This is a genomic window from Streptomyces seoulensis (assembly GCF_022846655.1).
Lineage (GTDB): Bacteria > Actinomycetota > Actinomycetes > Streptomycetales > Streptomycetaceae > Streptomyces.
Map to the genome: position 1 here is coordinate 2,479,585 of NZ_AP025667.1, position 25,010 is coordinate 2,504,594.

Below are 25,010 nucleotides of genomic sequence, written 5' to 3' on the forward strand. Positions count from 1 at the left end.
GTCAGGGGTTGAGGCCGTCGAAGGTGACCGTCAGATGGCGCGGGCCGCGCAGCACCGCGTTCGGCCGGTACGGCGGCGGGTCCGCCACCAGACGCGGGTCCTGGAGCCGCCGGGCCAGCTCGGCCAGGGCGATCTGCGTCTCCAGCCGGGCCACGGGGGCGCCGAAGCAACTGTGGATTCCGCTGCCGAACCCGAGGTGCTGGAGGTCGTCCCGGTCGGGGTCGAAACGCTCCGGGTCCTTGAAGCGCTCCGGGTCCCGGTTGCCTGCAGCCAGCATCAGCCAGATCCGCGAGCCCTTGGGGATCGTCACCCCGCGCACCTCGATGTCGGTGATGCAGGTGCGCTGCGGCACGAGCTGCACCGGAGGCTCGTAGCGCAGCAGTTCCTCCACGATGTTGACCGCCAGTTCCGGGTCCTCCCGCAGCCGCTGCAGGTACTCCGGGTGGCGCAGCAGGGTCAGCATCCCGTTGGTGATGAGGTTGACGGTGGTCTCATGACCGGCGATCAGCAGCAGCACGGCCGTGCTGAGCACCTCCATCATGGTCATGGCGCCGTCCGGCCCCTTCCCGGCGGCCAGGTCGGAGAGCATGTCGTCGCGCGGGTCCTTGGACCGCTCCTCCACCAGTCCGGCCAGATACATGCCGAGCTGGGTGCGCGCCTCCTGCGCGGCCTGCACGAACTCGGGGCCCGCACTCTGCCGGGTCTCCGGGTCGAGGCTCGCCACCAGCGGGTCCACCCAGGAACGGAACCTCGGCTCGTCCTCGCGGGGCACCCCGAGCAGCCGGCAGATCACCGTCACCGGGAAGGGGTACGCGAACTGGTCGACGAGGTCCACCTCGGTCCGGCCCGCGAACCCGTCGATCAGCTCGGTGACGATCGTGTGCAGCTCGCCCCGCATGTCGTCGACCCGGCGCGGCTCGTGCGGCGGCCCGAACGCGCTGTTGGCGATGCGCCGCAGCCGGTCGTGCTCCGGCGGGTCCAGCCGGATGAACGACGGCGGCAGCCCGGTGCTCTCCGACTGCAGCTCGTCCGCGCCCGCCGCCGTCATGTTGGCCGCGTCGGAGCTGATCCGGGGGTCGTGCAGCAGGCTCTCGATGTCCCAGTACGAGCTGATGACGTACGGTTCGCCCTCCTCCTCGTGCAGCACCGGGGTGCGGCGCAGCTCGGCGTAGAGCGGGTAGGGGTCGGCGCGGTTGGCGAAGTCGGTGATCCGGGCCACCAGCGAGGGTTGCGTCATGACAGGTCCTAGGGGCTCGGGCGCGGCAGCGGGGCCGGACGGCGGTCAGTGGTGGCCGGGGGTGAAGACCAGACGGCGGTCGGCCGGTGAGTAGCCGCTGAGGGTCACGGTCGGGCCGTGGGTCGGCAGGGAAGGGTCGGGGAAGTCCGCCGCGACCGGCTGCCGCCCCTCCGGGCGGCGGTCCACCGTGGGGTACTCCACCGGGAACGGCGCGCCCTGCTCGATCTGCCGCTGGCAGTACTCCAGCCAGCGCGCGTTGTCGAAGGTCACGGCGGCCACGACCCGGCCCTTGAAGCCGTACACGCCGACGAACCGGCGCTCGGCCGTCGACCCCTGGATGATCATCAGCTCGTCGCCCATGGGCGGTACGCCCACCGACTTGATGTTCACCCCGAACTGCGAGGACCAGAAGGCGGGCATCCACATGTGCGGGCGCCGGTCGGAGGCGGGGCAGATCATGTTGTGCGCGGCCGTCTCCGCCTGTGCCACCGCGTTGCCCCAGTGCTCCAGCGACAGGAACTGGTAGCCGAACAGGGCATGCGGGGAGCGGGCCACGTCACCGGCGACGAACACATCGTCGGTGACGATCCCCCGGAAGTCGAAGGCCCGGCAGCCCGCGTCGCTGGCGATGCCGCGCGGCCCCGCCCCCAGCCCCGAACCGCTCAGCCACTCGGTGTTGCGCATCGACCCCAGCGAGACCACCACGACGTCCGCCTCGACCACGCTCTCGTCGGACAGGTGCACCGCGCGCACCCTGCCCATCGCGTCGCCCTCCAGCGCGGTCACGGTGACCCGGGTGCGCAGGTCCACGCCGTTCTCCAGATGGAGTTCGGCGGCGACCGCCCCGATCACCCCGCCGAGGGCGCCCACCAGGGGGGCGCCCGCGCGTTCGGCGACCGTGACCTCCAGGCCCATCTCCCGGCAGGCGGAGGCGACCTCGGACCCGGCGAACCCGGCCCCGATCACCACCACCCGCCGCGCCCCCGCCCGCAGCTTCTCGGTGAGGGCGGTCGCGTCGTCGCGGGTGCGGAGCACGAACACGCCGTCCAGCTCCGCCTCCTCGGGCACCGGCCAGGGGCGGGCGCGCACACCGGTGGCGATCAGCAGCCGGTCGTAGTCCACCTCCTCGCCGTCCGCGAGCAGCACCCGCTTGCCCGTCAGGTCCAGCCCCGCCGCCGGTACGCCGAGCCGCCACTCGGCGTCCAGCTCCCGGCGCCGGGGCAGCTCGGTGTGCTCGGGCGACGCCTTGCCCAGCAGGACCGACTTGGACAGCGGCGGCCGGTCGTAGGGCTCGTACGGTTCGTCGCCGATGAGGGTGAGGGAACCGGTGAAGCCCTCCTCGCGCAGCGTCTCGGCGGCCCGCAGCCCCGCCAGCGAGGCGCCGACGATCACGATCCGGCCCTCGCGGCGCAGCCAGTCCACGTAGTCAGCGGCCATCGCGCGGCTCCCAGGGAGCACCGGTGAGGACCTGCTCGGGCTCGGCGGGGGCGCCCTGGTGCAGGCCCTCCACCGTGATCGCCTGCACCGGGCAGGCGGCGGCCGCCCGCGCGACCGCGTCGCGGTGCTCGTCGGCGGCGCGCGGGTCGTAGAGGAGCGCCTCCTCGCCGTGCATGGTGAAGACGTCGGGGGCGAGGAACGCGCACTGGGCGTATCCCTGGCACTTGTTGAGATCGACGACGATCCGCATCGACGCTCCGCCCTTTCCGGTGGTCTGCTCCGGTCGTCCCCCGAACGCAAGCATCGGCGCGCCGGGGTGCGGGCCGCGCGCCGGGGCCCGCCGATCGGGTGAGCGGGTCAGGACAGCCTCACCCGCCGCCGACGCCCGCCGACCAGCAGGATGTGCATGCTGAGCAGCAGCGACCAGGCGGGGAAGACCAGTTCGGCCCAGGGCACGTTCGAGGAGACGAAGAGCAGCAGCAGCGCGCTCACGGCGCCCACCACTGTCAGCCAGCGCGGCAGCACACCCATGCGCTTGCCGATCACCGACATGGACGACACGAAGACGGCCGCCATCCGCATCGCGTAGTCCGTCATCAGCGTGTACGCGAAATGGCGGCCGAAGTCCCAGGCGGCGGGCGAGGGCGCGGCACCGGCCGGACGCGCCAGGGCCAGCACCGCCGAGGCCGAGGCGGCCGCGCCGAACAGGGTCGCGGTGAAGACCAGCCCGCTGCCCAGCAGCACGGTGGCCAGGAACCGGTCCTCCACATCGCCCACGTGGGCGCGCACGGCGCCCAGGAACCACAGGAAGAAGATGCCGGCGAACGGGATCAGCGCCAGCGCCGTACGCACCGCGTCCCGCCGCGCCGAGTCCGTGAACGCCCCGGCGCCGGCCGCGTCGGCCCCCTCCGGGATGCCGAGCCGCATCAGCACGATCGTCGCCGCCAGCAGCAGCGCGAACACCACCCCGGCCAGCCCGGCCGCCCGAGGCGTCTCGAGCGCCCGCCGACCCGGCCTGTTGCGCTGCATGAACGGCCCACCTCCCGCGAGCGACGGTCCCCCGCACCAGCAAGCAGCCGGTACGGGGGACGCGCCACCGCGACAGGGCCGTACGGCCGAGTCAGAGCCGGGACAGCTCGTCCACCAGGTCGTCCAGGCCCAGCGAACCCTGGGACAGCGCCGCCATGTGCCACGCCTTCAGGTCGAAGGCGTCGCCGTGCCGCTCACGCGCCCGCTCCCGGCCCGTCAGCCACGCCCGCTCGCCCAGCTTGTAGCCGATCGCCTGGCCCGGCATCGTCAGATAGCGGGTCAGCTCGCTCACCACGAAGTCCGCCGGGCGGCTGCTGTGCGCCCGGAAGAACTCCTCGGCCAGCTCCGGCGTCCACCGCTCACCGGGGTGGAACGGGGAGTCCGCCGGGATCTCCAGACCCAGGTGCATGCCGATGTCGATGATCACCCGGACCGCGCGCATCATCTGCGCGTCCAGATATCCGAGCCGCTCCTCCGCGTCGGCCAGGTAGCCCAGCTCGTCCATCAGCCGCTCCGCGTACAGCGCCCAGCCCTCGGCGTTGGCGCTGACCATGCCCACCGTGGCCTGGTAGCGCGACAGGTCCTCGGCGACGTGCGCCCACTGCGCGATCTGGAGGTGATGGCCCGGGACGCCCTCGTGGTACCAGGTGGAGACCAGGTCGTACACCGGGAACCGGGTCTCGCCCATGGTCGGCAGCCAGGTCCGGCCCGGCCGGGAGAAGTCCTCCGACGGACCCGTGTAGTACGGGGCCGCGGCGCCGCCCGGCGGGGCGATACGGGACTCCACCCGCCGTACCCGCTCGGCGAGTTCGAAGTGCGTGCCGTCCAGGTCGGCGATGGCCCGGTCCATCAGGCCCTGGAGCCATTCGCGGACCTCGTCCACGCCCTCGATGTGCCGGCCGTGCTCGTCCAGGTGCGCCAGCGCCACCCACGGCGTCCCGGCGCCCGGCAGCACCTTCTGCGCCTCCTTCTCCATCTCGCCCAGCAGCCGGTGGAACTCCGACCAGCCGTACGCGTACGCCTCGTCCAGGTCCAGGTCGGTGCCGTTGAAGTACCGGGCGCTGCGGGCGTACCGCTCCCGGCCCGCCGTGTCCGGGGCGCCCGCGACGGCCGGGGCGTACACGTCCCGCATCCAGTCGCGCAGCGCGGCCACCGAGGCGGTCGCCGCGCGGGCGGCCTCGTCCAGCTCGGCGCGCAGCGCCTTCGGACCGGCGGCGGCGAAGTCCTCGAACCAGCCGCGCCCCTCGCCGGTGTCCGCCCACTCGGTGAGCTGCCCGACGAAGGTCGCCGTCGGCCGGGGCGCCGCGTACAGTCCGCGCTCCAAGCCCAGCGCGAGGGAGGCGCGGTAGCCCTCGTAGGCGGCCGGGACCGCGCGCAGCCGCTCGGCGATCGCCGCCCAGTCCTCGTCCGTCTCCGCCGGGGTCACGGAGAAGATGTCCCGCACCGAGTGGCCGGGCGTGTGCATGTTGCCGACCGCGCGCAGGTGTTCGTCCGCGTCGTGCATGGCCAGGTCGGCGGTCAGCCGTTCCCGCAGCAGCCGTCCGCAGCGGCGCTCGGCGTCACTGTCCGCGCCGGGCAGGCGCTCGGCCTCGTCCAGCGCGGCGAGCGTCGTCCGGGCCAGGCCGGCCAGCGCGGCCTGGCCGGCGGGGGAGTAGTCGGGCAGCCGGCTGGAACTCTCCCGTACGCCGAGGTAGGTGCCGGTGACCGGATCGAGTGCGATGAGGCCGTCGACGTAGGCGTCGGCGACCTGACGGGGCAGCAAGCTCTTGGTGTCGGACATGGCGCCCATCCTGATACCGAGAGCGCGTCCACGTCACCCGTGCACCGGCCATTTCAGCTCTCGGCATGACCGGGCGGCAGCAGCGGCCCGCACTCCCACTGCTGGAAGATCAACCGGGTCTCCACCCGCGCCACTTCGCGCTGGGAGGTGAACTCGTCGAGCACCAGCCGCTGGAGATCGGCCATGTCGGCGACCGCCACATGCACCAGGTAGTCGTCCGGGCCGGTCAGATGGAACACCGTCCGGGCCTCCGGCAGCGCCCGGATGCGTTCCACGAACGGTCCCACCAGCTCCCGCCGGTGCGGCCGGACCTGCACCGACAGCAACGCCTGCAGACCCCGCCCCAGCTTCGCCGGGTCCAGCCGCAGCCGATGGCCGAGGATCACACCCGACCGGCGCAGCCGGGCCACCCGGTCCAGACAGGTCGAGGGCGCCACCCCCACCCGCGCGGCGAGATCGCGGTACGTGGTCCGGGCGTCGTTCTGCAGCAGCCGGAGCAGATGCAGATCCACCGGATCCAGTACGACGGAGGCGTCCATCGGCCGAACGTAACACGGCTCCTAGCCACCTGGACCCGTCCGGTGTTCACCCTTCGGTCATGGATTCGAGCAGCAACGGCGCCGCCGACACCGTACGCACCGCGACCAGGGCACTGGCCACCGAGGCCGTGCACGCCGGACGGGAGGACTTGGCCGCACAGGGCCTGCACATCCCGCCCATCGACCTGTCCACCACCTACCCCTCCCGCGACAGCCGGGAAGAGGCCGCCCGCATCGACGCCTTCGCGGCCGAGGGCATCCTCCCCGAGGGGCAGCCCGTCTACGCCCGGCTCGGCAACCCGACCGTCGCCCGCTTCGAGACCGGGCTCGCCCGGCTCGAAGGCACCGAGTCCGCCGTCGCGTTCGCCAGCGGCATGGCCGCGCTCAGCGCGGTCCTCCTCGCCCGGTCGGCGGCCGGCCTGCGCCATGTGGTCGCCGTCCGCCCGCTGTACGGATGCAGCGACCACCTCCTCACCGCCGGGCTGCTCGGCACCGAGGTCACCTGGACCGACCCGGCCGGTATCGCGGACGCGCTGCGCCCCGACACCGGTCTCGTGCTGGTCGAGTCCCCGGCCAACCCCACCCTCACCGAGGTCGACCTCCGGGCCGTCGCCCACTCCTGCGGCTCGGTACCGCTGCTCGTCGACAACACCTTCGCCACGCCCGTGCTGCAGCGCCCCGCCGAGCACGGCGCGCGGCTGGTGCTGCACAGCGCCACCAAGTACCTCGGCGGCCACGGTGACGTGATGGCCGGAGTGGTGGCCTGCGACGAGGAGTTCGCGGGGCAACTGCGGCGCATACGGTTCGCCACCGGCGGGGTGCTGCATCCGCTGGCGGGCTATCTGCTGCTGCGCGGGCTGCCCACGCTGCCGGTCCGGGTCCGCGCGGCCTCCGCGACCGCCGCCGAGCTGGCCCGCAGGCTCGCCGACGACCCGCGCGTGGCCCGCGTCCACTATCCGAAGCTGGGCGGTGCGATGGTCGCCTTCGAGGTGCACGGCGACCCGCACGAGGTGATCGCCCGCGTCCGGCTGATCACCCCGGCGGTCAGCCTGGGCAGCGTCGACACCCTCATCCAGCATCCCGCGTCCATCAGCCACCGCATCGTGGACAGCGCCGACCGGCACGACTCCGGGGTGAGCGACCGGCTGCTGCGGCTCTCGGTCGGTCTGGAGGACGCCGACGACCTGTGGGCGGACCTGTCCGGGGCGCTCGGGGAGCCGGTGCGGGTGCCTGTGCCGCTGCACGAGGCCGTCAACTGAGGCGTCCCGCACGGGGGATCACATGACGACGGCCCGGCGGCTGGTCACCGCCGGGCCGTCCGCCACGCTCATGGCCTCAGAGCCGGATCTGCTCGCCGCCGCTCACCCGAGGGGCGCCGGAGCGGGTGGGCGTCAGGCGGGCGGTGATGACGAGCGTGCCCTCCTCGACCTGGTAGTCCAGGGGCAGCCCGAGGCCGCGCATCGCCGCGACCATCCCGGTGTTGGCGGACCGGGTCACCGCGTACACGCTCGCGCAGCCCGCGTCCGTCGCCATCCGTACCAGCCGCTCCAGCAGTTCGGTGCCGACGCCGCGCCGCTGCCAGTCGTCCTCGACCAGCAGGGCGACCTCGGTCTCCTCGCCGTCCCACAGCAGATGGCCGAGGGCCACCAGGCGGCCCGACGCGGTCTGCGCGGCCAGGGTGCGGCCGAAGCGCGGGCTGAGCAGGTGGTTCAGGTAGCGGTCGGCGTCCCGGACCGGGCCGTGGTAGCGCAGATCGAGGGTGCGCTCCGAGCAGCGTTCGTGCATCGCCCTGGCCGCGTCCAGGTCCCCGGTGTCGACGCGGCGCACGGTGATGGCGTTGCCCTCCGGCAGCGTCAGCACGTCCCGCGCGCGCGGGATGCGCGGGCCGAGGCGGCTGTCCAGCTCCACCAGCGCCCGCGCCCGCGCGAACTCGGTCGGGGTGAAGGGCAGATACGGCCGCTCCACGCTCAGCACGCCACCGCCCGGTGCCCGCAGGCGCAGCACGGTGTCCTCCAGCACCCCTTCGGCCGGCACCGGCTCGCCGCCGGTACCGACGGGCAGCGAACGGATCGTGCAGCGGCCCAGCAACTGGCGCAGTGCCAGCGGGAGTTCGGCCGCGTCGAGCGCGGTGCGGGTGGCGAGGCCGAGGATGCGGGTGGGGGCGTCGACCAGATCGTGGGCGTCGGCCCGCTCGGTCCAGGTGGAGCTGCCGCCCGACTCCGCGACCACGCGGGTCAGTTCGGCGGCCACCAGGGAGTCCGGCGCCCGCAGCAGGAACTCGTCCACCGTGCCGTCGGCCAGGGGGTGGGTCTGCAGGCTCAGGATGTCGACCCGGCGGGTGGCCAGCGCCGTGCACAGCGCGGCCAGCGAGCCGGGTTCGTCCCGTACGGTCGTCCGCATCCGCCACAGGACGCCGGTCGCGGCCTGCTCGGACGGCCCGGCCGCGTGCGCGTGCGCGCTCGGCCGGGCGCCGGTATCGCCGGTGTCGCCGGTGGGCGGTGCGTGCACATGGCGCCGTGCCCACCAGGTGTGGAAGCCGGCCGTCGCGGCCAGCGTGAGCGCCGAGATCAGCAGCAGTGCGGGGCCGTCGGGGCCGTGTCCGATCAGGTTCGCCACCCCGTCGGCGACCGCGACGGCCGTGAACAGCGCCGCGAGCTCGACGAGGTCGCGCCGCCAGTGGTGCACGGGCCGCCCGTGCTTGGTCCGGGCCGAGTTCCGCGCCGATTTCCGGTTCGAGGTCCGGTTCGTTCGAGAGATGTCCGCAGTCATGCGGCCACTGTGCAGGAATGGTGTTGCGTGATCACGAACGCTCTGTGACCGATGGGTTAAGCGTGCTTGTGCCCGAGTTCGTCGCGCTTTCTACCATCGGACAGAACGACGGACGGCTCGTCAGAAGGTCTGCTGGACACAGCACTTGGCGTGCCGCGCTCCGGGGGATGACGCCGGTGCGCGACACGCCTTCGAGGGTACGGGACGTCAGAGACCTGCCGGTCGGCTGCTGCCGTCGAGGATGACGCGGGCGACGAGAGCCGGGTCGTCGTTCATCGGGACGTGCCCGCAGCCGGGCAGCCGGACCAGCCGGGCGTGCGGGATGATCCGCTTGGCCCGTACGCCCTGGCGGCGCAGCAGGATCCGGTCGTGCTCGCCCCAGGCCACGGTGACCGGAACACCCGGCAGCGCGTCGGTGAACCGCACGGTGTTGCCGGTCCGCAGCGTCGCCTCGAACCCGGTCGCCCCGGCCAGCGCCAGTGTCTCGGCGACCACCGCCTCCGGGGCCCGGCGCGCGGGGCGGCGGTAGATGGTGCTGGTCAGCGCGGTGCGGCCGACCGCGCTGCGCGACATCGTCTCCACCACCGGCAGGGGCAGCCGCTGGGCGAGCCCCCGCATGGTGAGCAGCACCCCGAAGGCGTAGCGCCGCTCGGCCTCGGTCCAGAACCCGGCCGGCGCCAGCGCGGTGACGGACCGTACGGCCTTCGCCCGGCCCAGCTCCAGGGCGAGCAGGCCGCCCAGCGAGTTCCCGGCCACGTGCGGGCGGTCGATTTCCAGCGCCTCGAACAGCGAGCCCAGCACGGAGTTGGTCGTCGGCAGGTCGTAGGTCAGGCCGTTCGGCAGGCCCGGCGAGGCGCCGAAGCCGGGCAGGTCCACGGCGATCACCTCGCGCTCGGTGGCCAGGATGTCCACCACCGGGTCCCACGCCTGCCGGTGGTGCCCGATGCCGTGCAGCAGCACCAGCGGATCACCCCGCCCCACCCGCTGGTACGAGACGGTCACATCCTTCGTCCCGGCCGGGACGGGAACCTTGAAGGAGACGGTGGCGGTCATAGGGAACACCTCAATCGCACTGCCGGACTGCTGACGGACGCCGTAGACAGCTTGTCAGCAATGGCTACCGGCGGGTAGCCCCCGGTGCCGTGTCGCGGAACCCGTGTGCCGTCAGGCCGCGAGCGCCGCCGCGACCAGGCTCGCGAAGGCTTCCGGCGCGTCGAGCATGATGTTGTGGCCGCAGTCCGCCACCGCCACCACGGACACCCCGGCCTCCCGCAGGCCGTTCTCGCCGGGCAGCGGCCCGTCGGCCTCGGGGTACAGGAAGGTGCGCGGGATGCGCGAGCGCACCAGCAGCTCGCGCATGGTGGGCACGGTGCCGCGGGTGAGCCCCACCGCGCTGCGGTGAAGCGCCGTAGGGTCGGTCAGGCGCATGGTGGCCCACCAGAACGGGCCGACCCGGTCGCGGATCTCCTCCCACCCGCCGTCCACGAACTCCGCCTCGGCCCAGGCCGCGATGCCGCTGCTGCCGAGGGCCCCCTCCACCGGGTCGACCGGGTCGAGGTTGGCGTCGATCAGCACCAGCCGGGAGACCAGCTCCGGGTGCCGGTCCGCCAGCACGACGGCGACGGAACCGCCCATGCTGTGCGCGATCACCTCTGCGCCCGTCACCCCGGCCTCGGTCAGCGCTGCGGCCAGCGTGTCGGCGTGCGACTCGAGGCTGTAGTCGAACTCCTGCGGCCGGTCGCTCAGACCGTGCCCGAGCAGGTCGACCAGCAGCGTGCGGTGGCCGGCGAGCAGCGGATGGGCCGCGGCCTCGGCGAAGTAGGCGGGTGCGGTGGCCCCCAGCCCGTGCAGATGGACCCGGGGCGCGTCGCTCCCCGGCAGTTCCACCCAGCGGATGCGGTCACCCTCGGAGGTGACGACGGCGTCACGGACACTCACGGCGATTCCCCCTGCTGCACGGCGTACGAGCGGACGATCTTAGTCCCGGCGCGGCCCCGCGGGGCGCCCCGCCCCGCCGTGATCCGGAACGCGCCAGGAACGACCGAATTCGTCTGGACACCGGCGGGTGTACCGGGATGGGATGGGGGTCGTGACGACCGAGACCGCGATCGATGTCTTCGAAGAGAACCGGCCGCTCCTGACGGGCGTCGCCTACCGCATGCTGGGCCGCGTCGCGGACGCCGAGGACGTGGTGCAGGACGCCTGGCTGCGCTGGTCCCGAGCCGATCGCGCCGAGGTCCGCGAGCCCCGCGCCTACCTGGTCCGCGTCACCACCCGGCTGGCCCTCGACCGGCTCCGCCAGGTCAAGACGCGCGGCGAGGCGTACGTCGGCCCCTGGCTGCCCGAGCCGTACACCACCGACTTCGGCGACACCGTCCCGGACACCGCCGACCGGGCCCTGCTCGCCGACTCCGTCTCCCTCGCCGTCCTCGTCGTGCTGGAGTCCCTGTCCCCGCTGGAACGCGCCGTGTTCGTGCTGCGCGAGGCGTTCGGCTACCCGTACGCGGAGATCGCCGAGCTGCTGGACCGGGGCGAGCCGGCGGTACGGCAGTTGGCGGGGCGGGCCCGCAGACACGTCGAGGAGCGCCGGCCGCGCTACGACGTCGATCCCGCCCAGCGCCGGAGGCTGACCGAGCGCTTCCTGGCCGCCGCCACGGACGGTGACCTCGACGGGCTGATGTCCCTGCTCGCTCCGGACGCCCGCCTGGTCGGCGACAGCGGCGGCAAGGCCAAGGCGCCGGTGCGCGTGCTGTTCACCGCGGACAAGGTGGCGCGCTTCCTGGCGGGCGTCGCCCTGAAGAACCCGCTGCCCGGCATGACGACCCGGTACATCGAGGTGAACGGCGGTGTCGCGGTGCTCGTGCTGTCCGAGGGCGGGCCGGACACCCTGTTCCAGCTCGGCATCACCGACGGCGCGATCAGTGCCGTCTACATCATCCGCAACCCCGACAAGCTGCGCGTCCTCGCCGGGGACGGACCTCCGGGGCGTGCGAACTCCATGTGAACGCTCGGTCACCAGGGCACCGGGCGAGTGGGCAGGGATGGGACAATTGGTCTTGACCAAGCATCAGGGCCGCCCTATGGTCGCAAAGAACTGCAACAACCTTTAATAAACAAGGGCGCCAAAACCGCCGGACCACGGCTCTTGCGGAGGACAGGGTGGGGACCACGCAACTGGAAACGGTGCCGGAACCGAAGTACTTGCATCTCAAGACCGTGCTCAGCGAGGCACTGGACTCCGAGTTCTCGGTCGGCGAGATCCTGCCGAACGAGCGCGATCTCGCCGCCCGGTTCGGCGTCGCCCGCGCCACGCTCCGGCAGGCGCTGGAGCAACTGGAGCTGGAGGGACGGCTGCAGCGCCGCCGGGGCGTCGGTACGACCGTCGCGCCGCCGCGCGTCGGCGTCGCCCTCGGCACCGGGCGCCACACCTGGCCCGGCACGGGCGACGACGCCTGGCAGCCGATGGACTGCGAGCGGGCCGTACCGCCCGCCTCCGTCGCCGCGGCCCTGGGCACCGGTGCGGACGAGGTGCACCTCGTGCGCCGGTCCCGGATGTCGCACGGGCGCCGGGTCGCCACCGAGCTGCTGTACGTGCCGGCCGCCTCGGTGCCCGAACTCAGCGCGATCGACGCGCCCTCGGGGCCGGCCCGCGCGCGTGCGGTGCTGCGCGAACTCCAGCGCCTCGAACTCGACGGCCAGGACCGCGCGGTGGAACTCGGCTCGGCGGGTGCCGAGGACGCCAAGGAACTCGACCGGCTGCCCGGCTCGCCCGTCCTCGTCGTCACCACCCGGTTCACGGCCCGGGGACGTACCGCCGCGCTCGGTGTGGCCACCTATCGCGCCGACACCTGCCGCCTCACCTTCGGCGACACCCCGGACGTCGAGATACACCACGACCCCGAACGCCGCGCCTCCTGAGACCGCGCAGGGACCCGACGCCCCGGAACTCCACCGGGGCGTCCGGCGTTTCACCGGACCCGGCTCACGCCCCGACCGCACCCTCGACCGCGAACAACTGCCGCTCCACGTGGTCCAGCGCCAGCCGCAGCGCGCCCGTGGCCACGACCGTCTCGCCCAGCAGGGACAGCGCCACGGCGGGGGGCCGCAGACAGTAGCGGGCCAGCTCGCGGCGGAGCGGGTCGAGGACGCCGTCCAGACCGGCCGCCCAGCCGCCTACCACCACCAGCTCCGGATCGAGCGCGAGCACCAGCGCGGCCACGTCGTGCACCAGCCGCTGGATGAACCGCTCCACCGCCGCCCGCGCCGAGTCGTCGCCCTCCCGCGCCAGTGCGAAGACGTGGGTGACCGCCTGCTCGTCCAGCGGGGGCAGCGGTTCGTCCGTGGTGGACAGCAGCGCCTCCGGGGTCGCCTCCCGCCCCAGCAGGTGCAGCGCGCCGATCTCCCCGGCCGCCCCGCCGTACCCCCGGTGCAGCCGGCCGCCGATCAGCGAGCCCGCGCCCGGACTCAGCCCGGCCAGCACGAACACCACGTCGTCGGTGTCCTTCGCGGCGCCCTGCCAGTGCTCGGCCACCGCGGCCACGTTGGCGTCGTTCTCCACCAGCACCGGGCACCGGAAGGAGCGGCTGAGCCGTTCGCCCAGCCGCAGGCCCGTCCACTGGGGCAGCGCCGTGCCCAGGCGAACCGTTCCGTCAGCCTCCACGATGCCCGGTGTGCCGACGCCCACGGCGCGCAGCGATACCCGCGCGACCCCGGCCCGCCGCAGCAGCTCGGCGACCGTCGCGCGCAGCTTCTCCAGCCGCTCGTCGGCCGGCGCCTTCTCGTCGACCTCCCTGGTCTGCGTGCCCAGCACCCGCCCGTCCAGGTCGGAGACGACCGCGACCACCCGGTGCGCCCCGATCTCCAGCCCCAGCAGATGCCCCGCCTCGGCCCGGAACCGGAACCGGCGCGCGGGCCGCCCCTGACGGCGCGCGGTGCCCTCCTCCGCCGCCCGCTCCACCACGAGCCCCGCCTCTGCCAGGCCCTCCACGACCCCCTCGACGGTCGGCCGGGACAGCCCGGTGGCCCGGGTGATCTCCGTGAGCGTCGCGCAGTCGGTCTCGCGCAGCGCGCGCAGCACCACCGCGGAATTGATCCTTCGCAGCAGCGAGGGATCACCACCGGTCAACTGCCCCACGGTCCGTCCTCCCAGCTCGCGGGCGTGTGGGGCGGATCGTACTCGGCCCGGCCCACCCCGGCGAGGGCCGGGCGGTCACCGGGGTGCGACGAAGCCCGACTCATAGGCGGCGATCACCGCCTGGGTGCGGTCGCGCGCACCCAACTTGGCCAGTACGGCGCTCACATGGGACTTCACCGTCTCCGCCCCGAGGACCAGCCGCGCCGCGATCTCCGCGTTGGTCAGCCCCCGCGCCATCAGCCGCAGCACCTGCGCCTCGCGCTCGGTCAGCCGGGCCGCCGACAGCGGCTCACCGGCCGCCCGCCCATCGGCGTACCGGGCGGCCAACTGCCGTACGGAGGCGGGGAACAGCAGCGAATCGCCCGCCGCGACCAGGCGCACCGCGTGCACGATCTCCTCCGGCCGGGACCGCTTCAGCAGGAACCCGTCGGCGCCGGCGCGCAGCGCCTCGTACACGTACTCGTCGTCCTCGAAGGTGGTCACGACCAGGATCTTGGGCGGGTCGGGCACCGTGCGCAGCACCGCGCGGGTGGCCTCGATGCCGTCCAGCAGCGGCATCCGGACGTCCATCGCCACCACGTCCGGCCGCAGGCTCCGCACCAGCGGGATGACGGCGGCACCGTCGGCCGCCTCGCCGACCACCTCGATGTCGGGCTGCGCCCCCAGGACGGCCCGCAGACCGGCGCGGACCAGGGGTTCGTCGTCGACGAGAAGTACGGTGACCGGCATCCGGCCAGCGTAGGGCCTTTCCCCCGTGGTGGATCAGCCCAGCGGAAGCTCCGCCCGCACCAGCCAGTCGCCCGCCTCCGGGCCGGTACGGGCGTCGCCGCCGAGCAGCGCGGCCCGTTCCCGTATCCCGCGCAGCCCGCTGCCGCCTCTGCCGGTGGAAAGGGCGGCCGGGAGCGGATTGCTTATCTCCAGGGCGAGTTCACGCCCGGTGACCGTCACCCGTACCCGCACCGGGACGGCGCCCGCGTGCCGCAGCACGTTCGTCAGCGCCTCCTGGAGGATGCGGTAGCCCTCGCGGGACACCGGGCCCGGCAGGGACTCCACCGCGCCCGTCACCTCGAAGTCCACCTTCGCTCCCGAGGCCCGCGCCGACTCCAGCAGACGGCCCGCGTCCGCCAGCGTGGGCCGGGCGCTCACCGGCCGCTCCGCCTCACGCAGCACCCCGAGAACCCGTTCCAGATCCTCCAGCGCGGCCCGGCCCGTCTCCTCGATGGCGGCCAGCGCCCGCCCGGTGAACTCCGGGTCGCCGGCCGCCCGCGCGGCCCCCGCCTGCACCACGGCCACGGTCAGCGCGTGCCCGATCGAGTCGTGCAACTCCCGCGCGATCCGGGTGCGTTCGAGGAGCTGCTCGGTCCGCTCCTCCAGCGCGGCCAGCCGCTCGGCGGCCGACGGTCCGAGCAGCCACCGCGCGCACCGGGTGATCAGCGCGCCCAGCCCGAGCACGACGCCGTACAGCGCGAGCAGGGGGAGCGGGGCCAGCAGGGCGTACGCCCGGTGCGGCGCGAGGGCGTCCAGGAAGGGGACGTCGGCGGGCGGCTCACCCCAGGCGCACTTCGCCAGCTCGAAGGAGAGGACCGGCAGCCACACCGTGGCGAACATGGCCGCCGCGCCGAGCACCATCCGCAGCTCCAGCCAGATCAGCGTGCGGCCCCGGTCCCGCCAAGAGGCCGCCGGGGCCTCGGAGATGCCGGGCTCCGCCTCGCCGGGTGTCAGCAGCAGCCGCGCCTGCACGCCCTCGCCCCGCCGCACGGCCGCGACCAGCCCGAGCGGGACCAGGAACAGCGCGGGCGCCCACGGTGTCCTCGGGTCGATGAACATCCAGAACGCGACGCTCAGCATGGGCACCCACAGATGCAGCAGACGCGTGTACGTCGTCCCGCGCAGCAGCGGGCGCAGGAAGCGGACCATGCCGCCATCGTCGCAGCCGGGCACCGGCCCCGGCCTCCCCCGCACGGGGGAGCCGGTCCCCGCCCGCGGGGGAGGCGCACGGCCGCCCGCCCGGCCAGGCTCGTCCCATGACCAGCATCGAACTGCGGGACCTCACCAAGGAGTACGGCGGCAGACGCGCCGTCGACCGCCTGACCGTCACCGTCCGCCCCGGCCGGGTGACCGGCTTCCTCGGCCCCAACGGCGCCGGCAAGTCCACCACCATGCGCCTCGTCCTCGGCCTCGACCGCCCCACCTCCGGCACCGCCACCCTCGGCGGCCGCCCCTACACCGAACTCCGCGACCCGCTGCGCCGGGTGGGCGCCCTGCTGGACGCCCGCGCCGCCCACGGCTCCCGCACCGCCCACGACCACCTGCTGGCCCTCGCCGTGAGCAACCGCCTCCCGGCCGCCCGCGTCGGCACGGTGCTGGAGCGCACCGGCCTCGCCTCCGTGGCCCGGCGCCGGGTGCGCACCTTCTCCCTCGGCATGCGCCAGCGCCTCGGCATCGCCGCCGCGCTGCTCGGCGACCCCGAGGTGATCCTGCTCGACGAACCCGCCAACGGCCTCGACCCCGAGGGCATCGTCTGGGTCCGCTCCCTGCTGCGCGCTCTCGCCGCCGAGGGCCGTACGGTCCTGGTGTCCAGCCATCTGATGGGCGAGACCGCCGCGTTCGCCGACCACCTGGTCGTCCTCGGCCGGGGCCGCCTGCTGGCCGACACCCCGGTACGGGCCTTCATCGACGCCCGCGTGCGCCCCTGTGTCCGGGTCCGCACCACCGACGCCGACGCGCTCGGCGCGCTCCTCGCCCGGCACGGGCACGAGGGCGAGCGCGCGGCGGACGGCACGTGGACCGTCCGTCACGCGCGCGGGGACGAACTCGGGCATCTGCTGGCCGAGGCAGGGCTGCCCGTACTCGAACTCGCGGCGCAGGAGGCGAGCCTGGAAGAGGCGTACCTCGATCTGACCGCCGCCGACGCCGAGTTCACCGCACAGCCGCAGGAGGTCTGACCATGCCGTTCGTCCCCGTGCTGCACGCCGAGTGGATCAAGATCCGTACGCTGCGGTCGCTGCTCGGCTGCCTGGCCGCGGTCCTCGTCGTCACCGTGGCCTTCTCGGCGGTCGCCGCCGCCGAGCCGGACCGCTCCGACCCGCTGTTCTCGGTGTTCTTCGGCGTCAGCCTCGGCCAGGTCGCCGCCGTCGCCTTCGGTGCCCTGGCGGTGGCCGGCGAGTACCGGGGCGGTGCGCTGCGGCTGACGCTCGCCGCGGTGCCCGACCGGACGCGGTGGTTCGCGGCCAAGGCCGTCGCCGTCGCGCTGCCCGTGCTCGCCGTGGGCCTGCTGACCGGGCTGGTGACGCTCGCGGTGGGCAGGGCGACGGTGGGGGAGTCCGGGCCGGGCTGGGCCGAGGGGCTGCGCGGGGCGGTCGGCTGCGCCCTGTACCTGACGCTGATGGCCCTCCTCGCCGCAGGGCTCGCCGCCGTGCTGCGCAGCGGTGTCGGCACGCTCGGGCTGCTGATCCCGTTCCTGCTGATCGTGTCCTTCGTCGTCGGCGACCTCGACTCCGGTGCCGCGGACCACCTGCCCGACCGGGCGGGCCAACTCGCCCTGCACAGCACGTCCGCAGGACCGCTCGGCCCCTGGAGCGGGCTCGCCGTGACCGCGCTGTGGACGGCGGCGGCGCTGGGGGCGGGCGCGTGGTGCGTGCGGCGCCGGGACGCCTGACGCGCCGCCAATTGTCAGTGGTCGCCGCTTTACTGGAACACATGGACGTCGTCGCACGGCATCTGGCCGCCATCGACCGGCTCCGCGCGCGGGACCTCCCGCCGGGCGGGGCCGGACACCACACCGTGGAGCTGGAGACCGGCCGGCCGGGAACGGCCTCGGACGACTTCCACGCCCTGCGCGAGGCGATGGCCCAGCGCCTCGGTGCCCGCTGGGGCGAAGCACCTCCCTGGGGTCAGCTCACCCTCCGCCTCCGGCTCTCGCGGGGCGAGCGCATACCCGAGCCCTGGGCCACCCTCTGCCTGCGCACCGACGAACTCGACGTGTGGCGGACGGAAGAGGTGTGGCTGGCCGTCGGCGTGGCCGACCGGGACGAGGCGGACGCGATACACCTTCTCGCCACGGTCACCCGTACGCCGCCGCCCTAGGCGGCCGCCGCCCTAGGCGGCCGCCTCACGCAGCCGGGCGAACTCCTCCGCCATGCCGGCCGCCGTCCAGTGTGCGTTCAGGCCGCTCGGGTTGGGCAGCACCCACACCCGCGTCCTCCCGAACGTCCGCTCCTGCGGGCCCACCTGGGCCTTGCGGTCGTCGAAGGCCGCCCGGTACGCGGTCACCCCGACCACGGCCAGCCATCGGGGTGCGTACCGCTCCACCTTGGCGGCCAGCAGCCGGCCGCCCTCCACGTACTCCTCGGGCGCCAGCTCGTCCGCGCGCGCCGACGCCCGCGCCACCACGTTGGTGATGCCGAGCCCGTGGGAGAGCAGTTCGCGCTCCTCGGCGGGCTCCCGCCGGCGCGGGGTGAAGCCGGAGCGGTGCAGCACCGGCCAGAAGCGGTTGCCGGGGCGGGCGAAGTGGTGGCCGGTGGCCGCCGACATCAGGCCCGGATTGATGCCGCAGAAAAGGACATGGAGGCCGTCCGCGATCACGTCGGGGACGAGACGGTCGCGGGCGGCCTCCAGTTCCGCCTGGCTGAACCCGGTCAGAGGATCGCTCCGGGGGTGTAACCGGCCGCCTCCGGGCGCTGCTTGGCGATCTCCTCGATGCGGCCCACGACCACACCGACCTGGTCGGCGGCCGCACCCGTGAAGGAGAGCTTGTCCGCCATCAGCGCCGCGAGCTGGTCGCGGTCGAGCGGCAGCCGGTCGTCGGCGGCGAGCTTGTCCAGCAGGTCGTTGCGCTCGGCGCCCTGCTCCCGCATGGCGAGCGCGGTGGCCACCGCGTTCTCCTTGATCGCCTCGTGCGCGACCTCGCGGCCCACGCCCGAACGCACCGCGCCCATCAGCACCTTGGTGGTGGCGAGGAACGGCAGGTAGCGGTCCAGCTCGCGGGCGACGACGGCCGGGAAGGCGCCGAACTCGTCGAGCACGGTCAGGAACGTCTCCAGCAGGCCGTCCAGCGCGAAGAACGCGTCCGGCAGCGCGACCCGGCGCACCACCGAGCAGGACACGTCGCCCTCGTTCCACTGGTCGCCCGCCAGCTCACCGGTCATCGAGGCGTAGCCGCGCAGGATCACCATCAGGCCGTTGACACGCTCGCAGGAGCGGGTGTTCATCTTGTGCGGCATCGCGGACGAGCCGACCTGGCCCGGCTTGAAGCCCTCGGTGACCAGCTCGTGTCCGGCCATCAGCCGGATGGTCTTGGCCAGCGAGGACGGGGCCGCCGCGAGCTGGACCAGCGCGGTGACGACCTCGTAGTCGAGCGAGCGCGGGTAGACCTGGCCGACCGAGGTGAACGCCTGGCCGAAGCCCAGGTGGTGGGCGATGCGCTGCTCCAGCTCGGCCAGCTTGGCGGCGTCCCCGCCCAGCAGGTCCAGCATGTCCTGCGCGGTGCCGACCGGGCCCTTGATGCCGCGCAGCGGGTAGCGGCCGAGCAGCTCGTCCACCCGGCCGTAGGCCACCAGCAGCTCGTCGGCGGCGGTGGCGAAGCGCTTGCCCAGGGTGGTGGCCTGCGCGGCCACGTTGTGCGAGCGCCCGGCCATGACCAGCTCGGCGTACTCGCCGGCCAGCCTGCCGAGGCGGGCCAGCACGGCCACCGTGCGGTCGCGGACCAGCTCCAGGGAGAGCCGGATCTGGAGCTGCTCCACGTTCTCGGTCAGGTCGCGCGAGGTCATGCCCTTGTGGACGTGCTCGTGCCCGGCGAGGTCGTTGAACTCCTCGATCCGCGCCTTCACGTCGTGCCGGGTGACCTTCTCGCGCTCGGCGATGGAGGCCAGGTCCACGGTGTCGAGGACGCGCTCGTAGTCGGCGATCGCCTCGTCCGGCACCTCGATGCCCAGGTCCTTCTGGGCGCGCAGCACGGCGAGCCAGAGCTGCCGTTCGAGCCTCACCTTCTGCTCGGGCGACCAGAGCGTGGCGAGCTCGGCGGAGGCGTACCGTCCGGCGAGGACGTTGGGGATGCGGGGCTTGGCGGGCGCTGAAGTCACGTGTACGGATTGTACTGGCGATTCGTGCAGGCCAGCGCCGTGGGGTGGTTCGGAGGAACCTACGAGGCGCGCGGTGCGTGCGCCGGAGCGGGCGGGGACGGCGCGCGGGGGAGTCGCGGCGCGTTCCCTACTCTTGCAGTATGCGCATGCGTCCCACGTTGAGCTGGACCCCGAGCGGGGAACTGCCGCCGGGCATCACCGACCCGGAGCCGGTCGCCGAGGCGCTGAGCGCGGGCGGGGTGCTCGTGCTCAGCGGTGCGGGCATCTCCACCGAGTCGGGCATCCCCGACTACCGGGGCGAGGGCGGAAGCCTGAGCCGGCACACCCCGATGACGTACCAGGACTTCACCGCCGGCGCCCAGGCCCGGCGCCGGTACTGGGCACGCAGCCACCTCGGCTGGCGCACCTTCGGCCGGGCCCGCCCCAACGCCGGACACCGGGCGGTGGCCGCGTTCGAGCGGCACGGCCTGCTCTCGGGGGTGATCACCCAGAACGTCGACGGCCTGCATCAGGCGGCCGGCAGCGAGGACGTCGTGGAACTCCACGGGAGCCTCGACCGTGTCGTCTGCCTCTCCTGCGGCGCCCGCAGCGCGCGCCGCGTCCTCGCCGGGCGCCTGGAGGAGGCGAACCCGGGGTTCGACCCGGTGGCGGCCGGCATCAACCCGGACGGCGACGCCGACCTCACCGACGACCAGGTCGGGGACTTCCGGGTGGTGCCCTGCACGGTCTGCGGCGGCATCCTCAAACCGGACGTGGTCTTCTTCGGCGCGGCCGTCCCGCCCCCGAGGGTCGAGCACTGCCGCGGGCTGGTCGAGGAGGCGGCGGCGCTGCTGGTCCTGGGCTCCTCGCTGACGGTGATGTCCGGGCTCCGCTTCGTCCGCCAGGCGGCCAAGGCCGGCACGCCGGTGTTCGTCGTCAACCTGGACCCGACCCGAGGCGACGTCCACGCCCGCGCGCGGGTCGCCCTCCCGCTGGGCACGGCCCTCACCACCGTCGCCGGCCGGCTCGGCATCCCCGTGGAGGAAGACGCGGCGGCCGGGGCCGACGCGACGGGGCAGGGCCGGGTTCCCGCGTCCTGAACCCGGCGGCGAGAGCGGCGGCCCGGCTCCGTCACCGGGCCGCTGTCACGCCGGTTCCTCGTGCGTCAGCTCGTACGGGAGGAGGTCCGGCCGCTTGGCCGGGAGGCCGTCCCCGGAGGAGCGGCCGGTGAGGCGGCGGGTTATCCAGGGCAGCAGGTACTGCCGGGTGAAGCGGACGTCCGCGACCCGGCGGGCCCGCCAGCCGGGCGGCGGGGTGGCAGCCAGAGGAGTACGCCACTCGGCGTCCTCGGCGTCGTGGCCGAGCGACTGCCAGACGGCCTCCGCCACCCGGCGGTGCCCCTCGTGGGTCAGGTGCAGCCGGTCCACGTCCCACAGGCGCGGGTCGCCCAGCGACGGCGCCCCGTACAGGTCGACCACGACCGCGTCGTGCTTGGCGGCCAGCTCGTCCACGCAGGCGAACAGCTCCTCCATGCGCGGCCGGAACCGGTCCAGCACCGGGCCCTGGCGTCCGGGGCTGCGCATCAGCACCAGCCGCTCGCAGTTCGGCGCCAGCCGTTCCACGGCCTCGGTCAGCAGGTCCCGTACCCGGACCATGTCGCACTTGGGCCGCAGGGTGTCGTTGAGGCCGCCGACCAGCGTGATCACGTCGGGCCGCATCGCGGCCGCGAGGCCGACCTGCTCGTCGACGATCTGCTGGATCAGCTTCCCGCGCACCGCCAGGTTGGCGTACCGGAAGCCGGGCGTACGGGCGGCCATCCGGGCCGCGAGCAGGTCCGCCCAGCCCCGGTAGGAGCCGTCGGGCAGCAGGTCCGACATGCCCTCGGTGAAGGAGTCGCCGACGGCGACGAGGCTGGTGTACGCGGGAGGTGTGGAATTCGTCTGCATGGCGACAGAGATGGTATCCCGGCGCCATACCCGCCGGTCGGTGCCCCCGTACCCGTACCCGTGCCCGGCCCCGCGCCCCTCAGGCGGGCTGCCCGAACAGCTCCCGCAGCACGTCCTCCATGGTCACCAGGCCGGCCAGCTTGCCGTCCGCGCCGGTCACCGCCGCCACGTGCGTCCGGCTGCTGCGCATCGCGGTGAGCACGTCGTCCAGCGGGGAGGTCTCGCGCACCCGCGCGATCGGCCGCATGTCGCCCAGCCGGAAGGGCACGTCGCGCGGCGAGGCGTCCAGTGCGTCCTTCACATGCAGATAGCCCGCGATCCGGCGCCCCACGTCGACCACCGGGAACCGGGAGAAACCCGACTCCGCCGACAGCCGCTCCAGCTCCTCGGGGGTGACGCCGACGCGGGCGTAGACCACCCGCTCCAGCGGCACGATCACGTCCCGGACCGGGCGGCTGCCCAGCTCCAGGGCGTCGTGCAGCCGCTCCTGCGCCCGGCCGTCGATCAGGCCGGCCTCGGTGGCGTCCTTGACGATCTCGGCCAGCTCGGTGTCGGTGAACGTCGCGGAGACCTCGTCCTTCGCCTCCACCCGCAGCAGCTTCAGCAGGCCGTTGGCGAAGGCGTTGATGGTGAAGATCACCGGGCGCAGCGCGCGGGCCAGCGCCACCAGCGGCGGACCGAGCAGCAGTGCGGTGCGTACCGGTTCGGCCAGCGCGACGTTCTTCGGCACCATCTCGCCCAGCAGCATGTGCAGATAGGTGGCCAGGGTCAGCGCGATCACGAAGGACACCGCGTGCCCGGCGCCCGAGGGCACCCCCATCGCGTGGAACACCGGCTCCAGCAGATGCGCGATGGCCGGCTCCGCGACCACACCGAGCACCAGCGTGCACAGCGTGATGCCGAGCTGGGCGGCGGCCAGCAGCGCCGACACGTGCTCCAGCCCCCACAGCACCCGCCGGGCCCGCTTGTCGCCCTCCTGGGCCAGCGGCTCGATCTGCGAGCGGCGCACCGAGATCAGCGCGAACTCGGCGCCCACGAAGAACGCGTTGACGACGAGGGTCGCCAGACCGATCAGGATCTGTACGGCGGTCATCGCGCCCTCTCCGTCGACTCGTCGGCGTGCCTGCCGTGCGACCCCTCGGCCGGCGCGTGCAGCAGCACCCGAGCGGCCCGGTGCCCGGAGGCGTCCACCACGTCCAGCCGCCAGCCGTCGGCCTCGACGCTGTCGCCGATCTCCGGGATGCGGCCCAGCTTGGTGGCGACCAGCCCGGCCAGCGTCTCGTACGGTCCCTCGGGAACCCTGAGGCCCACCCGCGCCAGTTGGTCGGTGCGGGCGGCGCCGTCCGCCGAGTACAGGGCGCGGCCCTGGTCGTCGGTGCCGGCCGGGGCCAGGTCGGGGGTCTCGTGCGGGTCGTGCTCGTCGCGGACCTCGCCGACGACCTCCTCGACGATGTCCTCCAGGGTGGCCACGCCCGCCGTACCGCCGTACTCGTCTATGACGACGGCCATGGTGCGCTTGCCCGACAGCCGGTCCAGCAGCCGGTCCACGGTCAGGGACTCGGGGACCAGCAGGGGTTCGCGCATGATCTGGGTGACCGAGCGGACGGGGCGGTCCTCCGCGGGCAGCGCCAGTACGTCCTTGATGTGGGCCACGCCGACGACCGAGTCCAGGTTGCCCCGGTAGACCGGGAAGCGGGACAGGCCGGTCGCCCGCGTCGCGTTCGACACGTCCTCGCAGGTGGCCAGGGTGTCGAGGGCGACGACCTGGACGCGCGGGGTCATCACGTTCTCCGCCGTCAGGTCGGCGAGGTTCAGGGTGCGCACGAACAGTTCGGCGGTGTCCGGCTCCAGCGCGCCCGCCTTGGCGGAGTGCCGGGCGAGCGCCACCAGTTCCTGCGGGCCGCGCGCGGAGGCCAGCTCCTCGGCGGGCTCCAGGCCGAAGCGGCGCACCACGCGGTTGGCGGTGTTGTTGAGGTGCGTGATGAAGGGGCGGAAGGCCAGACTGAACCAGCGCTGCGGTGTGCCCACCCGCTTGGCCACGGCCAGCGGCGAGGAGATCGCCCAGTTCTTCGGCACCAGTTCGCCGACCACCATCAGGAACACCGTCGACAGCGCGGTGCCCAGGACCAGCGCGGCCGAGCTCGCCGCGGCGGGGGAGAGACCCATCGCGCGGAACGGCCCCGCGAGCAGGGCCGCGATGGACGGCTCGGCCAGCATGCCGACGACCAGGTTGGTGACGGTGATGCCGAGCTGGGCGCCGGAGAGCTGGAAGGTGAGCTTGCGTACGGCCTTCAGCGCGCCGGCCGCCCCGCGCTCACCGTTCGCCGCGGCCCGCTCCAGCTCGCCCCGCTCGACGGTGGTCAGCGAGAACTCGGCCGCCACGAAGGCGCCGCACGCGAGCGAGAGCAGGATCGCCACCAGCAGGAGCAGCACTTCGGTCATCGGGTCACCTCCGTCCCAGGATCGGTCAGGACGGGGTGGACCGCGCGATGTCGGTGGCGCGGACCGGGAGGCTCGCCCATGGGTGGACGCTCACGACCTTTCCATCGAGTGCCGAGATGCTGCCCCAATGGTAAAGGATCAGCAAAGCGACGGCGTCGGGCCTCAGCCGGTGAGCGGCTTGACCCAGCGACGCCATCTCTCCTCCGGCCCATACCCCGCAGCGCGCCAGGCATGGTGCGCGCTCTCGTTGCGGACCAGCACCATCGCGTCCACCCGGCGCCCGCCCAGCGCGGCGAACCGGTCCTCCGCCGCCGCCAGCAGCGCCCTGGCGAGGCCCCGGCGCCGGTGGCCGGGGTGCACCGCGAGCCGGTAGGCCGAGCAACGCCAGCCGTCGAACCCCGCGATGACCGTGCCCACCAGGGCCCCGTCCAGCTCGGCCAGGAGCAGGGCCTCCGGGTCCCGCTCGATGAGCCGGGCCACCCCGGCGTGGTCGTCGCTGATGCTCGTGCCCTCGGCGGCCTCGCCCCAGAACCGCAGCACGGCGTCGATGTCACCGGCGGTGGCGTGCCGGATGTACGGATCGCTCATGATCCGAGCCAAGCAGAGCGCCCGGCAGGCAGGCCAGTAAGTTTCCGGCA

25 protein-coding genes are annotated in these 25,010 nt (G+C 73.8%); 7 read left to right on the top strand and 18 right to left on the bottom strand.

Annotation, left to right across the window (positions count from 1 at the left end; genetic code table 11):
• Window position 1: 1 nt before the first annotated feature.
• The 6 genes from HEK131_RS11565 to HEK131_RS11590 form a co-directional block, all read right to left on the bottom strand.
• The gene (locus HEK131_RS11565) at window positions 2-1,237 is read right to left on the bottom strand and encodes a cytochrome P450 (RefSeq protein WP_217460548.1); all 1,236 of its coding nucleotides are present in this window, start codon (window positions 1,235-1,237) and stop codon (window positions 2-4) included.
• A gap of 45 nt (window positions 1,238-1,282) precedes the next feature.
• Window positions 1,283-2,674 (bottom strand): NAD(P)/FAD-dependent oxidoreductase, encoded by a 1,392-nt coding sequence (locus HEK131_RS11570; protein WP_244334718.1) that lies wholly within the window; start codon window positions 2,672-2,674, stop codon window positions 1,283-1,285.
• Complete coding sequence (locus tag HEK131_RS11575; RefSeq protein WP_217460550.1) at window positions 2,664-2,924, bottom strand: ferredoxin; 261 nt, start codon at window positions 2,922-2,924, stop codon at window positions 2,664-2,666. The genes HEK131_RS11570 and HEK131_RS11575 overlap by 11 nt, the downstream gene beginning before the upstream one ends.
• A 107-nt stretch (window positions 2,925-3,031) precedes the next feature.
• Window positions 3,032-3,703, bottom strand: a complete 672-nt coding sequence (locus HEK131_RS11580; RefSeq protein ID WP_244334720.1) for a hypothetical protein — start codon at window positions 3,701-3,703, stop codon at window positions 3,032-3,034.
• A gap of 91 nt (window positions 3,704-3,794) precedes the next feature.
• Window positions 3,795-5,483: a DUF885 domain-containing protein gene (locus HEK131_RS11585; RefSeq protein WP_244334722.1), complete on the bottom strand. Its 1,689-nt coding sequence runs from the start codon at window positions 5,481-5,483 to the stop codon at window positions 3,795-3,797.
• Between the two features lie 53 nt (window positions 5,484-5,536).
• Window positions 5,537-6,022, bottom strand: coding sequence for an Lrp/AsnC family transcriptional regulator (locus HEK131_RS11590; protein ID WP_217460553.1), 486 nt, complete (start codon window positions 6,020-6,022; stop codon window positions 5,537-5,539).
• Between the two features lie 59 nt (window positions 6,023-6,081).
• Here HEK131_RS11590 and HEK131_RS11595 point away from each other — a divergent pair, with 59 nt between their 5' ends.
• Window positions 6,082-7,281: a trans-sulfuration enzyme family protein gene (locus tag HEK131_RS11595; RefSeq protein ID WP_244334724.1), complete on the top strand. Its 1,200-nt coding sequence runs from the start codon at window positions 6,082-6,084 to the stop codon at window positions 7,279-7,281.
• 76 nt (window positions 7,282-7,357) lie between these two features.
• Here HEK131_RS11595 and HEK131_RS11600 read toward each other — a convergent pair whose 3' ends face one another.
• The 3 genes from HEK131_RS11600 to HEK131_RS11610 all read right to left on the bottom strand — a co-directional run bounded on the left by HEK131_RS11600 (window position 7,358) and on the right by HEK131_RS11610 (window position 10,729).
• Entirely contained in the window at window positions 7,358-8,707 is a 1,350-nt protein-coding gene (locus HEK131_RS11600) for a GNAT family N-acetyltransferase (RefSeq protein ID WP_244451992.1), read from the bottom strand.
• 291 nt (window positions 8,708-8,998) lie between these two features.
• Complete coding sequence (locus tag HEK131_RS11605) at window positions 8,999-9,844, bottom strand: alpha/beta fold hydrolase (RefSeq protein WP_244334726.1); 846 nt, start codon at window positions 9,842-9,844, stop codon at window positions 8,999-9,001.
• A gap of 111 nt (window positions 9,845-9,955) precedes the next feature.
• The gene (locus HEK131_RS11610; protein WP_244334728.1) at window positions 9,956-10,729 is read right to left on the bottom strand and encodes an alpha/beta fold hydrolase; all 774 of its coding nucleotides are present in this window, start codon (window positions 10,727-10,729) and stop codon (window positions 9,956-9,958) included.
• A gap of 151 nt (window positions 10,730-10,880) precedes the next feature.
• Here HEK131_RS11610 and HEK131_RS11615 point away from each other — a divergent pair, with 151 nt between their 5' ends.
• Both HEK131_RS11615 and HEK131_RS11620 read left to right on the top strand, forming a co-directional pair.
• Window positions 10,881-11,795 carry an RNA polymerase sigma-70 factor gene (locus tag HEK131_RS11615; RefSeq protein ID WP_217460557.1) on the top strand — a complete coding sequence of 305 codons (915 nt, stop codon included), beginning with the start codon at window positions 10,881-10,883 and terminating at the stop codon, window positions 11,793-11,795.
• Between the two features lie 155 nt (window positions 11,796-11,950).
• Entirely contained in the window at window positions 11,951-12,709 is a 759-nt protein-coding gene (locus tag HEK131_RS11620) for a GntR family transcriptional regulator (RefSeq protein WP_244334730.1), read from the top strand.
• A 64-nt stretch (window positions 12,710-12,773) separates the two neighbouring features.
• Here the strand turns inward: HEK131_RS11620 and HEK131_RS11625 are convergent, their stop codons facing one another.
• From HEK131_RS11625 to HEK131_RS11635, 3 genes are all read right to left on the bottom strand, one after another.
• Window positions 12,774-13,925, bottom strand: coding sequence for an ROK family transcriptional regulator (locus HEK131_RS11625; protein ID WP_244334732.1), 1,152 nt, complete (start codon window positions 13,923-13,925; stop codon window positions 12,774-12,776).
• A gap of 75 nt (window positions 13,926-14,000) precedes the next feature.
• Window positions 14,001-14,654 (bottom strand): response regulator transcription factor, encoded by a 654-nt coding sequence (locus tag HEK131_RS11630; RefSeq protein WP_244334733.1) that lies wholly within the window; start codon window positions 14,652-14,654, stop codon window positions 14,001-14,003.
• Between the two features lie 33 nt (window positions 14,655-14,687).
• Window positions 14,688-15,842, bottom strand: a complete 1,155-nt coding sequence (locus HEK131_RS11635) for a sensor histidine kinase (RefSeq protein ID WP_244334735.1) — start codon at window positions 15,840-15,842, stop codon at window positions 14,688-14,690.
• Between the two features lie 107 nt (window positions 15,843-15,949).
• On the opposite strand from HEK131_RS11635, the gene HEK131_RS11640 reads away from it, so the two are divergent.
• From HEK131_RS11640 to HEK131_RS11650, 3 genes are read left to right on the top strand one after another with little or no spacing between them, the layout of a single operon-like run.
• Window positions 15,950-16,870 (top strand): ATP-binding cassette domain-containing protein, encoded by a 921-nt coding sequence (locus HEK131_RS11640; protein WP_244334737.1) that lies wholly within the window; start codon window positions 15,950-15,952, stop codon window positions 16,868-16,870.
• A gap of 2 nt (window positions 16,871-16,872) precedes the next feature.
• The gene (locus HEK131_RS11645; protein WP_244334739.1) at window positions 16,873-17,583 is read left to right on the top strand and encodes an ABC transporter permease subunit; all 711 of its coding nucleotides are present in this window, start codon (window positions 16,873-16,875) and stop codon (window positions 17,581-17,583) included.
• 41 nt (window positions 17,584-17,624) lie between these two features.
• Complete coding sequence (locus HEK131_RS11650; protein ID WP_244334741.1) at window positions 17,625-18,011, top strand: hypothetical protein; 387 nt, start codon at window positions 17,625-17,627, stop codon at window positions 18,009-18,011.
• Window positions 18,012-18,023: 12 nt separating this feature from the next.
• Here the strand turns inward: HEK131_RS11650 and mug are convergent, their stop codons facing one another.
• Window positions 18,024-18,509 carry a G/U mismatch-specific DNA glycosylase gene (gene mug, locus HEK131_RS11655; RefSeq protein WP_244334743.1) on the bottom strand — a complete coding sequence of 162 codons (486 nt, stop codon included), beginning with the start codon at window positions 18,507-18,509 and terminating at the stop codon, window positions 18,024-18,026.
• Window positions 18,510-18,562: 53 nt separating this feature from the next.
• Complete coding sequence (gene purB / locus HEK131_RS11660; RefSeq protein WP_217460565.1) at window positions 18,563-20,005, bottom strand: adenylosuccinate lyase; 1,443 nt, start codon at window positions 20,003-20,005, stop codon at window positions 18,563-18,565.
• A 140-nt stretch (window positions 20,006-20,145) separates the two neighbouring features.
• Between purB and HEK131_RS11665 the strand changes: the two genes are divergently transcribed.
• A complete protein-coding gene (locus tag HEK131_RS11665; protein ID WP_244334745.1) occupies window positions 20,146-21,084 on the top strand; it encodes an NAD-dependent protein deacetylase in 939 nt (312 codons plus the stop codon).
• A 45-nt stretch (window positions 21,085-21,129) separates the two neighbouring features.
• Here the strand turns inward: HEK131_RS11665 and HEK131_RS11670 are convergent, their stop codons facing one another.
• The 4 genes from HEK131_RS11670 to HEK131_RS11685 form a co-directional block, all read right to left on the bottom strand.
• Complete coding sequence (locus HEK131_RS11670) at window positions 21,130-21,930, bottom strand: SGNH/GDSL hydrolase family protein (protein ID WP_244334747.1); 801 nt, start codon at window positions 21,928-21,930, stop codon at window positions 21,130-21,132.
• 79 nt (window positions 21,931-22,009) lie between these two features.
• Complete coding sequence (locus tag HEK131_RS11675) at window positions 22,010-23,023, bottom strand: hemolysin family protein (protein WP_217460568.1); 1,014 nt, start codon at window positions 23,021-23,023, stop codon at window positions 22,010-22,012.
• Window positions 23,020-24,372 carry a hemolysin family protein gene (locus HEK131_RS11680; RefSeq protein WP_244334748.1) on the bottom strand — a complete coding sequence of 451 codons (1,353 nt, stop codon included), beginning with the start codon at window positions 24,370-24,372 and terminating at the stop codon, window positions 23,020-23,022. Before HEK131_RS11680 ends, HEK131_RS11675 begins: the two co-directional genes overlap by 4 nt.
• 162 nt (window positions 24,373-24,534) lie before the next feature.
• Window positions 24,535-24,960, bottom strand: coding sequence for a GNAT family N-acetyltransferase (locus tag HEK131_RS11685; RefSeq protein WP_244334750.1), 426 nt, complete (start codon window positions 24,958-24,960; stop codon window positions 24,535-24,537).
• Window positions 24,961-25,010 lie beyond the last annotated feature (50 nt).

What these genes read in the sequence shown, in the direction of transcription:
- HEK131_RS11565 (WP_217460548.1), bottom strand. Translation starts at nt 1,237, where the DNA reads ATGACGCAACCCTCGCTGGTGGCCCGGATCACCGACTTCGCCAACCGC.
- HEK131_RS11570 (WP_244334718.1), bottom strand. Translation starts at nt 2,674, where the DNA reads ATGGCCGCTGACTACGTGGACTGGCTGCGCCGCGAGGGCCGGATCGTG.
- HEK131_RS11575 (WP_217460550.1), bottom strand. Translation starts at nt 2,924, where the DNA reads ATGCGGATCGTCGTCGATCTCAACAAGTGCCAGGGATACGCCCAGTGC.
- HEK131_RS11580 (WP_244334720.1), bottom strand. Translation starts at nt 3,703, where the DNA reads ATGCAGCGCAACAGGCCGGGTCGGCGGGCGCTCGAGACGCCTCGGGCG.
- HEK131_RS11585 (WP_244334722.1), bottom strand. Translation starts at nt 5,483, where the DNA reads ATGTCCGACACCAAGAGCTTGCTGCCCCGTCAGGTCGCCGACGCCTAC.
- HEK131_RS11590 (WP_217460553.1), bottom strand. Translation starts at nt 6,022, where the DNA reads ATGGACGCCTCCGTCGTACTGGATCCGGTGGATCTGCATCTGCTCCGG.
- HEK131_RS11595 (WP_244334724.1), top strand. Translation starts at nt 6,082, where the DNA reads ATGGATTCGAGCAGCAACGGCGCCGCCGACACCGTACGCACCGCGACC.
- HEK131_RS11605 (WP_244334726.1), bottom strand. Translation starts at nt 9,844, where the DNA reads ATGACCGCCACCGTCTCCTTCAAGGTTCCCGTCCCGGCCGGGACGAAG.
- HEK131_RS11630 (WP_244334733.1), bottom strand. Translation starts at nt 14,654, where the DNA reads ATGCCGGTCACCGTACTTCTCGTCGACGACGAACCCCTGGTCCGCGCC.
- HEK131_RS11635 (WP_244334735.1), bottom strand. Translation starts at nt 15,842, where the DNA reads ATGGTCCGCTTCCTGCGCCCGCTGCTGCGCGGGACGACGTACACGCGT.
- HEK131_RS11640 (WP_244334737.1), top strand. Translation starts at nt 15,950, where the DNA reads ATGACCAGCATCGAACTGCGGGACCTCACCAAGGAGTACGGCGGCAGA.
- HEK131_RS11645 (WP_244334739.1), top strand. Translation starts at nt 16,873, where the DNA reads ATGCCGTTCGTCCCCGTGCTGCACGCCGAGTGGATCAAGATCCGTACG.
- HEK131_RS11650 (WP_244334741.1), top strand. Translation starts at nt 17,625, where the DNA reads ATGGACGTCGTCGCACGGCATCTGGCCGCCATCGACCGGCTCCGCGCG.
- HEK131_RS11665 (WP_244334745.1), top strand. Translation starts at nt 20,146, where the DNA reads ATGCGCATGCGTCCCACGTTGAGCTGGACCCCGAGCGGGGAACTGCCG.
- HEK131_RS11670 (WP_244334747.1), bottom strand. Translation starts at nt 21,930, where the DNA reads ATGCAGACGAATTCCACACCTCCCGCGTACACCAGCCTCGTCGCCGTC.
- HEK131_RS11675 (WP_217460568.1), bottom strand. Translation starts at nt 23,023, where the DNA reads ATGACCGCCGTACAGATCCTGATCGGTCTGGCGACCCTCGTCGTCAAC.
- HEK131_RS11680 (WP_244334748.1), bottom strand. Translation starts at nt 24,372, where the DNA reads ATGACCGAAGTGCTGCTCCTGCTGGTGGCGATCCTGCTCTCGCTCGCG.
- HEK131_RS11685 (WP_244334750.1), bottom strand. Translation starts at nt 24,960, where the DNA reads ATGAGCGATCCGTACATCCGGCACGCCACCGCCGGTGACATCGACGCC.